Below are 10,860 nucleotides of genomic sequence, written 5' to 3'. Positions count from 1 at the left end.
CGCTCGGCTTATGGATTTAGAAACTTTGAAAACTTCCGAATTAGATGCTTGTTAAACTGGCATTTTGATTGTTAGTTTAGCATAACAAGTACTAAAGAACCTATTTTTCTTTTTCTAAATCAATTGAAAACCTCAAACAAAGGATTTATTGCCATGCATCTCTTTCGCAGAAGTAATATGCATAATTAGTAAAAGGTGGCAACCTCCATCGAAGGAAAAGCGTCTCATCTTTAGTTGTAGATGCGAATACTCCACAGCCTCAAACAGATACTAACGTGATTAAACGATCGGCATGAAATTTTCAGTTTTATTTGGCTCTTTACTTTCCCAGATTAAAGGACGACATTGGTGGTTTGGTATTCTCTTGTGGATAGCTTTGGTTGCACCGGCGCAAGCATCTGTAATCTTACGCATCGCCATTGAGAGGAATGTTAATCAGGTAAAAGTTGGTAGTTCGACAGCAGCAACAATCAAGGATGGAACAGGACGAACTCTCGGACAATTACCAGCGATGAGTGCGTTTTATGCCCAAGCTGTTCCTGGTGGCGTAGCTTTAGATAAATGGCAATCTGGTTTATTTTGGATTGAGCCAACAGGTAAAGGATTCGTTTATATTGGCGATCGCTGGTATCGTGGTAGAACTCTGGTTGTACCTACAGACAAAGGCTTAACAGCGGTTAACTGGGTAGATACGGAGGAGTATCTCTACAGCGTTATCGGTGGGGAAATGGACGCCAGGTGGCCGCAAGAAGCCTTAAAAGCCCAAGCGATCGCCGCACGCACTTATGCTTTATACGAACGAGAAAAGCAGCGCAGTAACCCCATTTTTGATTTAGGCGATACCCCCGATCGCTGGCAAATTTACAAAGGTGTCAGTAGTGAATCTCCTGGTACTTATGCCGCAGTTGATGCTACAGCTGGGCAAGTATTAACCTACAACAACAAAATTATTCTCTCAGTTTTCCACGCTTGCTCTGGCGGACATACTGAAAATGTGGAAGATGTTTGGCTAAGCAAAGAACCTTACCTACGTGCAGTTCCCGATTACGATCAAAATATCAAAGAGTGTAATTGGGTAAAAACCTTCTCACCAGGGGAAATTAGTGCGCGAATTTCTGATGTCGGTAATGTCAAAGATATGATTCCCGAAGCTCGTTCCCCATTCCAAAGCGTGAAAACCCTGCGAATTATTGGCGATCGCGGTACGAGAGTACTAAAAGGCGAAGAAGTACGTACTGCACTGAGACTAAAAAGTACACGTTTTAACGTCAGTAAAGGTGCTGATGGTAGCTTTATCCTCCAAGGACTAGGCTTTGGTCATGGCATCGGCATGAGTCAATGGGGTGCGTATAATTTAGCACGTCAAGGTGCAAATCACCTGCAAATTTTGGGACATTATTACCAAGGTGTAGCGTTAACACCAATTAAAGCCAAGTAATTATCTAAAATTTATCTGAAAGTTGGAAATATGGCGATCGCTCTTGGTTGATGGGTTGTGTGAAGAGCGATCGCTTTTTTGCTGGATAATTGAAACATTTAGTAAAAAATTTAGCTCTCAAGCGCCGTTAACCAAGACTGTAAATCAGCCAAGCTGGTGAAATCAAGTAAAGCTTCGCTCAAATCTTCAAGAATTGATAAAGGTAAACTTGAAATTTGCGATCGCTCTGATTATTTAATTTTTGAAACAGAGCGATCGCTATATTTAATTATGAGACTGAGCAAGATGCCCAGCCATTTTTTACTTGACTTTTCTCAGAATTACTTATGATTGATCCAATCGCTTTTGCCATTCAGCATCAATCTGTGCCGAATGCTCAAGTTCTTGTTCTAGTAAATCAGTTTCACTAGAGTAAACTATATCTTCTTTACCGATGACTTTTTCCGATGCAAACTGACGGGCGTAATCTAGTTTATTTTGTAAGCTAGCATCAGCTTCTGTTAATAGCCTAGCGCGAGACAGGCGATCGCGATTACGTGCAGAAATTTTTTTATTCCGCCATTGAATCCAGAAATAACGCGCTAAGGGTACCCCTAAAAAACCAATACCATAAGCTAACAATAGCCAATAAATTCCTTGGACAAAAGCTACCAATCCACCGATTTGAGCCGCTACTGTACCATCTCTTAACAAACTTCCTAAGACTAAAGCACCAACCAAATTTACTACCCCCAAACCAGCACTGAGCAGATTTTGTCCAGAACTAGCTGCACTAAAACGCCACAAGGATTCTTCTAAATATACTGGTACAGATTGACGATATTTTTTGCTGGCTTGCACCTGCAATTCTGGGAAATAATAGACAATTTGCCCCTCCGGACTTACTTCAGGTTGTCCATTAAATCTTAAAAGCACAGGTAACATATAATCTTCATACTCTTGTTGATATTTTTCACCAATATCATCCAAATAAGGTACTATTTGTTCGGCAACAACTGCACCGCCATGATTGCGAATTACCGCCGCAATTTCTTGCCAACGTCGTTCTTCTAACTTGGCATTTGGGTTACCATCACCAAATAAAAATGAAAAGACGGCTTCAAAAAAGTTCAGATTGCTACTTTCATTTCTGGTGCGTCTTCTTTCCTGGTATTCAGTTTGATAATTTGGGCTAAGATACCAAAATAAATCTGGGAAATAAAAGAAACCACCGCCATAATTACTACTTCTATTGTCATTATCACGATCTGAGTTCATCGCCGTAATGATAATGAAGATGCTAATCGTAATTAAGGCAATAGAAGCTATTAAAAATACCCCAAAAGAAATGCGAATCAGGTAAAATAAAACACCCCAAATTTTCTGCCACCATTCTTGAAGCCGTAATTGCAAATACTTATTCCGTAAAATATTCCGGAAATTACGCGGAAATAGGTAGACAATATCACCTGACTCTGCTACCTGCATATGTCCGCTAGCATCAGATGCTAAAGCTAATAAGCCTTGTCCAGCCTCGGCGATATTTAATCCAGCTTGAGTTGCGACATCACCCACAGTGACGCGATAACCCAGTTGTTCCACAGCTTGCATAATGCTGGGATTGGGAGCCATTTTTCGCCCCTCCTGTTAACTTTTTTTACTCTCTTTCTTCAAGTATAAAGTTTTATTTTAAGTGGCTGGGGTAGTAGCTCAATAATTCAAGTTATGGATAATTTCCACTATTTCTGGTAACTCTATCCATGTTAAAATTATCCCCTGGCTTGGTTAAACAGCAATTTATCTGCTTAAAATATGGTTCAGTACACTATCCCTCAAAGTCCAGACATTATCCTCACTGTTCCTGGTAAAGATTCAGCCAAAGCCCGTGACAAAGCAATGGATCAACTGATGGAGTTGATGGATGCTGGTAAGCTACCCACAGAACTTGAAGAGGGATTTGGCCCGCAACAATTAATTGAAGTGAAAGAACCAACCACTGAAATTACTAGTGGTGAAGATGCTGTGACTCAAGCTGTCCAGGTTCTCAGTAACTTGGCTACACTCAAGCTTAAGGTTCAGGAATCACGCACAGAAGCTTTAGAAATTCGCCAGGCGGTTGATATTCTCTTCTCAGATGATTCTGTAACCGAAGAAGAAATTTCTCGCCTCAAAGAAGGTTTTAAAGTGCTGAAGAATTTTGCACAAGCGAATTTACGTTACCAAGAAGCACGAGCTAAGGCCGAACAAGCACGTCAAGTTTTAGATCGAGCATTAAAGTCACCCGATCAATAGGTTAATTAGTCTACTAGTGTTTTTAAGCTATTCTGCTTTTAAGTTGCACAATCAATCCTGATGCCTGTTGACAATTAACCGTTAACATGCATTAGCTTACTATGCTTTTTGTGTTAATGAGTAAATGTAGGAGCTATAGCATTGCTACAACTCCTACATTTATTAACACGCTCTTATTTAGCGATGTTGAGATTTACTTAGAGTAGATGCCATCCCTGTAGAGTGACCGTTGCTGGATACTGTATCTAAAGTTGCTTTTTCGCCACTTATACTCTGCCTGTAATACTGTTGATAGTACTGGTAAGAAACAGGTGCAGCATCCTTAGACTTATTAGCTATCAAGCCTAATAACGGAGTTCCAGACATCTGAATCTGTTCTAAAGCTTGCTGTAGAGCTGTACGCTTGAGCTTACCTAAACCAGCGACCAGCACCAAACCATCAGTATTCGCCGCTAGTAAGTAAGCATCTGCAAATCCTAACAGTGGAGGTGTGTCGTAAATGACTAAATCAAAGCTGACTTGTAATTCCTCCATCAAATTATGCATTTTTTGCGATGCAAGTAACCTGACTGAATCTGGCGGAATTGGCCCAGCAGCCATGACAAACATATTGTCCTCTAAAGGTGATGGCTCAATGACATTATGCCAATCGAGGTCTTGGGATATGACATCAGTCAAGCCTTGAATGTTCATCAGTCCGACGCGATTGTGCAAGCTAGGAGCACGCAGATTAGCATCCACAAGTAAGACTCGCTGTCCCATCGCTGCGGCTGCTTGCGCTAGCTGTGTAGCAACTGTCGATTTACCATCTCCTTGTACCGCTGAGCTAATTACTAAAGAGCGAATAGGCGTATCGGAACCCAAAAGCAAAATATTGGTGTAAAGAGAGCGAAAAACTTCAAAGAAAGAGGCTCCATCTGAATTTTGCACCCCTTTGCCAAAGTTGTCTTTCGTCACCATTTCTAGTTCTTTTCTTAAAGGAACTATTCCTAGTAGCGGTAGTCTGGTAGCATCTTTGAGTTCTTGAGAAGAGTAGAAAATATTGCTGAGTTTATCTACAACTAAGGCTGTTCCCACACCCAATAACAAACCTAAAAGTCCACCTAATGCTAAGTTACGCTTAGCACTATCTGAAATAGCCAAAGGTTCATTAACTTTAGTTAATGTCGGATCGAGTAAAAGCCAAGGTTGTTGCTTTTGAGATTTCTCAATCTGCAAGGACTGTTGTTTCGTCGTAAATTGAGTAAGGGCAGCGTTAGAAATTTGTAATTCTCGCTGGATGTTGTCGTAATTACGGCTAATAGTTGCTAATTTTCTGATTTCACTATAAACGTTGGTAATTTTTTCATCCAAAGAGCGATCGCGAGCTGACAGTTGTTGAATGCGGCTTTGATAATCTTTTTGTACCCGCGCTTCTTCTTGGGCTAATAATGGTAGTAAATACTCTTTCTTTTGTTGAAGAGTCACCATCGTTGGGTTTTCATCTGTAAATACTGCCGACTGTTGTTTAACTGCAATATCTGCGGCTTGGATTTGGTCTAAAATCTTTTGGTAGCGAGCGTTATCACTCAATAAAGAATTACCTGCTCTTTCGCCAGGTGCTTGGGCTAGTTCTCTTTGTAATTCCTCATAACTAGCTACCATTTGTTCTAACTGGACTCGATTCTCTATTCGCTGTTGTCTCAAAGTCGATAGTTGACTCGATAACTCTTGAGCTTTTTGTGATGGCTCAATCAAGTTATTATCCAGCCGCAAATTACGCAATTGATCTTGCCAATACTTCAGGCTTTTTTCCAGTGGCTGTTTTTGTGTATCGACAAACTTAATCGCCTGTTCAACATCTGCTTGTCTCTCCTGCAAACTATATTGCAGATAAGAATCAGCCAGCAACTTTAATACATCGCTAACTAGCTTTTGATCTGAACTGGTATACTGAATATTTAAGATATTTTGCTTAGGCGATGTAATCGTTAAGTAATAAACCAGTAAGTCATAAGTCATGTCTGGGTACTGAGCCTGAAGCTTTTCCACAATCGGATTCAGTACTCTAGGACTGCGTAATACTGTGATAGTTGTTTGAACTTCTTTTGTTGACTCTGGAGGTGCTACATTTTCTGCGCCATTAATTGCTTGGGGAATATTAGCAATTACCTTATCCTCACCAGTCACTGGCTTGGTTAAAATATCGAACGAGCCTTGATATACTGGGGGATCTGTTTCAGCCTTTAGTACTGCTGCTGTTGCTACTAAAGCTGTGGTTCCACCAATCAACAATAGTCTGCGGCGGAGAACAGCCCCAACTTGACCCAGGTTTAATCCACCTTCATCTTCATTTAATTGGGGGAAGTTTGCTTGTGATAACGGGTGAGGATACTTTTCTGACTTCAGCATAGCATGTGTCAAATAAACTACTTATATTCCTTACACAGGTGAATTCTTCGATTCAATCTTGGTATAGGTAGATTTAGATTGCTCCGAAGTTGGCTTGTCTGTCTCTGCACCCTAGTAAATCAATAAATTTACTGCACTAATCATCGTCATGCAAACAATCTTAGGGGTTAATTATTTTAGCGAAAAGGTTAGAATACAAAGATTTTATTTAGTACACTTAGGTAAAATATAGCAAATTTCACTAAGCCTGCTATAACTACAGTAGCATTACGCAGGAATAATTGGTAAAAATATTTAAAGATTAGTTGAATTTTCAAGAAGATTCTTAATTAATCAGTTTTTTCCCGATATTACACATTGTCAATGTGTAATTAATTGCATTGAATACGTAGAATAAACTTTTCTAACTAAGAATAGCAGATTTCAAGCTAGCTATTAAAATCTGGTAACGCCCGTGCTATGAGGGTGGGAATTTCCAAGGAACGAATAGTTTGAAGTCTGTGGCTTCCTACCCTACAGAAACGCCAAGGGTAAACGCTAACGAAAGCACTGTGCATCTACAACTTGGAAAACCCTGTCGCCCAACAGATGAGCGATATCAATTCATCTATAAAAACTCTTGATATGGTCTGCAAGGCGTAATGTAATAGCTAATAAGGTTAATGTAGGATTAGCATAACTAGAAGTTGGAAATACAGAACTGCTGGCAATATAAAGATTATTTAACCCATAAACTTTACAATTCTCATCAACAACGCCGCTATTAGGAGTGCTTGCCATTCTTGTTGTTCCAATATGGTGACCCTTGAGCGCCTTCAGATTTGAATTTGGCAATACTCTAATTTTACCAACACCAGAATTAATGAGCGCTTGTTCAATTAGTTTAGTTGTTTTGCTCATATTTTGTACATCTAAATCAGTATATTGCCAATCAACTTTTAGTCTGTTAAGTCCGAAAGAATCTAAATTATCACTTAATGTAACGCGGCTATCTGGATTGGGAACTTGTTCAGTATCAATACGCAAATTATAAATATTACCATTATTTTTAAATATGACAGCCGGAAGTTTTCTTTTACCAAATTTTTTTTGAGCAATCCATTTTTGTGAAAATATCAAGACATCGTTAAAATCAAAAACAATATTTTTTAGGTGAGCTAATAGATTGTGATCAGGAATTTTTTTGTTAAACAAACTCAGTGCTAAATAGGTACCAGAAAGAGTACCGTTATTATGACTAGGATCGCTGGGATTTGGTCGTTCCATAAACGCTCTCATGTTAAGAAGCTGCTGCTGTCGCTGTATCTCTTCATTAACTGTTATTGCCCGTTGACAGTAAACTCCTTCAGATGTTTTTTCATAGCCTATTAAAACGTCTTGCGAAGTAAATTGCACTTCAGCATAGTGTGCAAAATGGCACATATAAAATCGTCCCAGCAGATTAGAATGATTTCCAATCCCCTGTGAATGTACATCATTGGATAGTAAGAGAAGTCTTGTTACTTCTAATCCCCCTAATGCTAAAATATACTGTTTAGCATAAAAATAACACTCATTCTTTAGTAAAGTACCTACCTTTAAGTGACTAACATTATTGCCTTCATCATCTGTTATTATTTTTAAGCAATTTGCATAAAGAAATATTTTTATATTTCTCGATTTTTTTAATTTATCTATATACTTTTTACCAAAGTTAGTTGGTGGACTAAATCTATAAAGCTTATTTAGTTCAATCTCTTCTGATTTAAGTCCTGGAATCATCGATTGTTGGGAATTATGGTCAGAAAAAACCTCTTTTACATCATATGTATAAGCTCCAATATCACAGTAGACATGAGCGCGAGCATAATAAGGATCTAAATCACGCTTAGTTATTGGCCATCCGCTATGGGGTACGTAGGAGCGGGTCTCAAAATCTATTTCATCAAAAGGTACACAACGTCCTCCCCAAGCAGTTGTTGCCCCTCCAAATTGTCTTCGTCTATATTCTTCCAATGGCCCATGAACTTTCAGATTAACATCTCCTTTGTTGAGGTCTTGAGTATTATCCTCAAATTTCATTCCTCCACTTTCTAAAAGAACCACTTCCATTCCTGTATCACATAATTCATAAGCCAAAGTTATACCGGCTGCACCAGCACCTACAATGCAAATATCACAATTGATAGTTTCATCTGCTGTTAACTTGCGAGCATCTATAAGCATGTTGTTATTTCCTAAATCGCTATTTTCATTGTGAGAATGAGTGCGAAGCTACGTAAGTTAGCCCCACAGATTTTGGTTCTTCCGTACCTGTTATGCCAAATTATTAGTTAAATACCAAAACTTGCTTGATAAATATAGGTAAAAACCCAAAACCCCGTCAAATGCCTAAAATGTTCTTAAATGATGCCTATTTTGATTGCACGGCAAGGGTTTTATATTTATCGCGAATTAGATTTAGCTTCATATGTAATGAAGAACCCAGATTTTTTTGTTTGAATATTAAACTTTTAATAAAGAGTGGCAAGTTCTTCCTTACTAAAAGGGAGTGCAGTAAGTGCAGCAAGATTTTCTTCTAAATGCTTGCGGTTACTCATACCAGCCACTACTACAGAAATACTCTCAAACTGCAAGACAAACTCAAGCGCTAGTTGCATCATTGTCCGAGTACAATTCTTAGTAAGCAATTGCTGTCTTTCTATTTGTTTAATTTTGTTGTGGACTTCTGCCTGTTTAGTAAAATCGTGTGTCGATTTGCCATCTATCGGCGGCTTAATAAGAAGTCCAGCAGCAAATGGTTGTCTAGCAATAATGGCAATATTTTTTTGCTCGGACAAGGGTAATAATTTTGTAATTGCTTCTTGGTTTAGTAAATTAATCTCCACCTGTAGAGAAGAAAAACCTGGATATTTTAAGCTGATTAAAGCATCTTCAACTGTACGACAGGCAACACCGTAGTACCTAATTTTACCCTGTAATTTTAAATCTTCTAGAGTTTCGATAATATCGCAGTTTTCTAAGAGCGTTGATGGAGGATCGTGAAGTTGAAAAACATCCAAATAATCAGTTTGTAAACGTCTTAAACTTGCCTCTACAGCTTCTGTAATATAGGGAGCAGAAAAATTCTGTGGCAATTGGGCTGAACGACCAGGCAGAAGAGATTTTTTCATTGGTCGCGCCCAAGAAATAAAGGGTTTGACTAAAGGCTTAATTAAAGGCTTAATTCTTGTACTGAAACTTCTCTTAGTTGATAAACAGTATCCAGCCTTACTGGCAATAATCACCTTGTCTCTTTTACCTTTTAATGCTTTACCAATCAGTTTTTCACTTTCCCCTTGACCATACATATCCGCTGTATCATAAAAATTGATACCTCGTTCAAAAGCTTGCGCAATAGTTCTCACTATTTCTTTGGGATCTTTTTGATCGATTAATCCCCCAACGCGTGCACATCCCATGCCAATTTCAGATACTTCTAGGTTTGTATTGCCAAAAATTCGGTATCTCATAAACAACCTTTGCTATTTAATAGTTACTTATTTCCGATATCTCCGAAAATAACTGTTTTTGAAACCTATCTCTTGCCCTAAGAATTTATTCAATTTTGTTCTAGGCAGAAATTAGTAACTCTCTAAAAGATAACCTTTAATATTAAACTATCTATAGTTATCATATGTATACTCCAATCCAGCGATCAGTCAGCAAATATTTTGGCATATATTACTGGGTGACTATAATTCTGTCTTTGGGAAGATGAGTTAGATAAACCCATGAATTGGTAGGAAGATTATGCACATTACTGTAATTAAGCTAGGGTTTTGCCTAGTATCTTCAGCAATTCCTAGGTAGACTCGTGCCGAACTTTGGAAAATAATATAATTTTTCTTTCCCAAGTGAAACTATCAAATTTAACTACTCAAAACATTTTTACTTTTCCGGAAATCGGGCTTGCAACTATCACCAGAATGAGAAAAGATAAAAAGCTTGGGATTTTGTAGTAAAACTAACCTTATTTATTGTAAATCATGGAAAAGACTATAAGTTAACCTTAGCTTCACTAATTTTGCAAGTACAGGTATATCCCTAATTATACCGTTATCACATCAGATAATTGATTACACAACTAAGATTTAAAGCAGTGAATAGGATTAAAGTTCTCATTCACATATAAAAATCTAATTCTAAAATGCCAAGAAAAAGGCAACTAACATATTAATGCATTGCAATACAGCTAAATTAATATCATTGCAATATTACAAACATAATTTTAATGATTTAATAGCTACACTAACTAAAAGCTTGACTTTTATATAACTGGGGCGCTAGGATTCGAACCTAGGAATGGCGGGACCAAAACCCGCTGCCTTACCACTTGGCTACGCCCCAAAGCTGAACACTCTAGATAGTATAGCAGTGATTCCTTGGTTAATGTCAAGTACTTTGAGAGTTGATTCGGAAAAATTTTTGTCTTGACTGAGATTGTTTGCCTGGCATGACAGTGAGCCAGAGTGTAATTTCCTGTTTATATAGGGTATTGGACTCTAATTGTGAGCATAATTTGTAGTTGGTAATCGAGAATTTTCATTTTTAATTCGCTGTTCTTGCCAGCGCAGACCAAGCAAAGTGGCTACCGAAAGCATATAACCTGGTTCTTCCATCAAAGTAAAGATCAAGCCATTAGGGACTTCCAGAAAATAAACTATTCCATTAACAAGAATGATAATCATTTTAAGGGGGGAATGAAGGGGCTGCCGTCGGCAGCCCCTTCATTCCCCTTT

General features: G+C 38.3%; 8 protein-coding genes and 1 tRNA gene. 2 read left to right on the top strand and 7 right to left on the bottom strand.

Going from position 1 to position 10,860, the window contains the following annotated elements; all coding sequences use genetic code 11:
• Positions 1-292 precede the first annotated feature (292 nt).
• The gene (locus tag H6G41_RS33345) at positions 293-1,438 is read left to right on the top strand and encodes a SpoIID/LytB domain-containing protein (RefSeq protein ID WP_190752588.1); all 1,146 of its coding nucleotides are present in this window, start codon (positions 293-295) and stop codon (positions 1,436-1,438) included.
• Positions 1,439-1,548: 110 nt separating this feature from the next.
• On the opposite strand, the gene H6G41_RS35525 is transcribed toward H6G41_RS33345, so the two are convergent.
• Together H6G41_RS35525 and H6G41_RS33335 are read right to left on the bottom strand one after the other, a co-directional pair.
• On the bottom strand, positions 1,549-1,653 hold the full coding sequence (locus H6G41_RS35525; protein WP_190752590.1) for a DUF4351 domain-containing protein: 105 nt from the start codon (positions 1,651-1,653) through the stop codon (positions 1,549-1,551).
• Between the two features lie 109 nt (positions 1,654-1,762).
• Positions 1,763-3,049, bottom strand: a complete 1,287-nt coding sequence (locus tag H6G41_RS33335) for a hypothetical protein (RefSeq protein ID WP_190752586.1) — start codon at positions 3,047-3,049, stop codon at positions 1,763-1,765.
• 180 nt (positions 3,050-3,229) lie between these two features.
• On the opposite strand from H6G41_RS33335, the gene H6G41_RS33330 reads away from it, so the two are divergent.
• A complete protein-coding gene (locus H6G41_RS33330) occupies positions 3,230-3,709 on the top strand; it encodes a hypothetical protein (RefSeq protein ID WP_190752585.1) in 480 nt (159 codons plus the stop codon).
• Positions 3,710-3,886: 177 nt separating this feature from the next.
• On the opposite strand, the gene H6G41_RS33325 is transcribed toward H6G41_RS33330, so the two are convergent.
• The 5 genes from H6G41_RS33325 to H6G41_RS33305 form a co-directional block, all read right to left on the bottom strand.
• Entirely contained in the window at positions 3,887-6,100 is a 2,214-nt protein-coding gene (locus H6G41_RS33325) for a polysaccharide biosynthesis tyrosine autokinase (RefSeq protein ID WP_190752583.1), read from the bottom strand.
• A 603-nt stretch (positions 6,101-6,703) separates the two neighbouring features.
• Positions 6,704-8,305: a GMC oxidoreductase gene (locus H6G41_RS33320; RefSeq protein ID WP_190752581.1), complete on the bottom strand. Its 1,602-nt coding sequence runs from the start codon at positions 8,303-8,305 to the stop codon at positions 6,704-6,706.
• A gap of 287 nt (positions 8,306-8,592) precedes the next feature.
• Positions 8,593-9,591 (bottom strand): aldo/keto reductase, encoded by a 999-nt coding sequence (locus H6G41_RS33315; protein ID WP_190752579.1) that lies wholly within the window; start codon positions 9,589-9,591, stop codon positions 8,593-8,595.
• A gap of 805 nt (positions 9,592-10,396) precedes the next feature.
• A tRNA-Gln gene (locus H6G41_RS33310) sits at positions 10,397-10,468 on the bottom strand.
• Positions 10,469-10,623: 155 nt separating this feature from the next.
• On the bottom strand, positions 10,624-10,809 hold the full coding sequence (locus H6G41_RS33305; RefSeq protein WP_190752577.1) for a hypothetical protein: 186 nt from the start codon (positions 10,807-10,809) through the stop codon (positions 10,624-10,626).
• Positions 10,810-10,860 lie beyond the last annotated feature (51 nt).

Origin of the sequence: Tolypothrix sp. FACHB-123, from assembly GCF_014697075.1 — a bacterium.
Classification (GTDB): domain Bacteria; phylum Cyanobacteriota; class Cyanobacteriia; order Cyanobacteriales; family Nostocaceae; genus Aulosira.
The sequence above is the reverse complement of the archived record's forward strand: the minus strand, read 5'-3'. Positions and strand labels throughout refer to the sequence as shown.

What these genes read in the sequence shown, in the direction of transcription:
- H6G41_RS33335 (WP_190752586.1), bottom strand. Translation starts at nt 3,049, where the DNA reads ATGGCTCCCAATCCCAGCATTATGCAAGCTGTGGAACAACTGGGTTAT.
- H6G41_RS33345 (WP_190752588.1), top strand. Translation starts at nt 293, where the DNA reads ATGAAATTTTCAGTTTTATTTGGCTCTTTACTTTCCCAGATTAAAGGA.
- H6G41_RS33320 (WP_190752581.1), bottom strand. Translation starts at nt 8,305, where the DNA reads ATGCTTATAGATGCTCGCAAGTTAACAGCAGATGAAACTATCAATTGT.
- H6G41_RS33330 (WP_190752585.1), top strand. Translation starts at nt 3,230, where the DNA reads ATGGTTCAGTACACTATCCCTCAAAGTCCAGACATTATCCTCACTGTT.
- H6G41_RS33325 (WP_190752583.1), bottom strand. Translation starts at nt 6,100, where the DNA reads ATGCTGAAGTCAGAAAAGTATCCTCACCCGTTATCACAAGCAAACTTC.
- H6G41_RS33315 (WP_190752579.1), bottom strand. Translation starts at nt 9,591, where the DNA reads ATGAGATACCGAATTTTTGGCAATACAAACCTAGAAGTATCTGAAATT.
- H6G41_RS33305 (WP_190752577.1), bottom strand. Translation starts at nt 10,809, where the DNA reads ATGATTATCATTCTTGTTAATGGAATAGTTTATTTTCTGGAAGTCCCT.